The 702-nt window shown below is 55.0% G+C and carries 1 protein-coding gene; it reads left to right on the top strand.

Going from position 1 to position 702, the window contains the following annotated elements; genetic code table 11:
• Nucleotides 1–239: 239 nt before the first annotated feature.
• Nucleotides 240–702 (top strand): 6-phosphofructokinase (locus ACOCD2_RS24105; protein ID WP_293675620.1); only part of this gene is annotated, 463 nt, incomplete at its 3' end.

Genomic DNA, 702 nt, shown 5'->3' with positions numbered 1-702 from the left:
GCCAGAACCTACACCCAAACAACTCGCCAGACTTATTCAAGAGCGACACCGGCGACGACAGGCTGCCACAGAATCCTGTCGGCGGAGGGGTGGGGAAATATGACAAAGTAGAATTAATAGCATAGCTGCTCGGAGCACAAGAAAGCCCTTTCCTTGATCTGCGTCGTTTTGCATTTGCGCAAACTGCTGGCATAGTAGGCAATACCATTGCAGTCATCGGGTAATTAAGGGGAAGTATTATGACAAAACATATCGGCATCCTGACAGCCGGAGGCGACAGTCCCGGCCTGAACGCTGCCATACGCGGTGCGGGAAAGGCGGCGCAAGGCCATTACGGCATGCAGATGATCGGTTTTCTGGACGGTTTTCGCGGACTGGTCGACAACCGTTTCAAACGCCTCGAAGGGGAAACCCTGTCAGGCATCCTGACCCGTGGCGGCACTATCCTAGGCACCAGCCGGGACAAACCTCACCGCATGCTCTTCGGTGGCAAGGTGCAGGACATGACCGATGTCATCGTGGACAACTACCATGCCAATCATCTCGATACGCTCATCTGCATCGGCGGCGGCGGTACGCAGAAAAACAAGCGTGTCTTCGGCCTCGTGATAGATTTTGGGACATCCCAGTCCCCAAAATCGACTCGGCCTTTGACAACCTATTTGTGCCCCAGCCGTCCTGGTCACCCAGCACTACGCAACA

It is taken from the genome of Thiolapillus sp. (assembly GCF_048562965.1).
Lineage (GTDB): Bacteria > Pseudomonadota > Gammaproteobacteria > Chromatiales > Chromatiaceae > Thiolapillus > Thiolapillus brandeum_A.
This window is presented reverse-complemented; position numbering and strand designations above follow the sequence as displayed.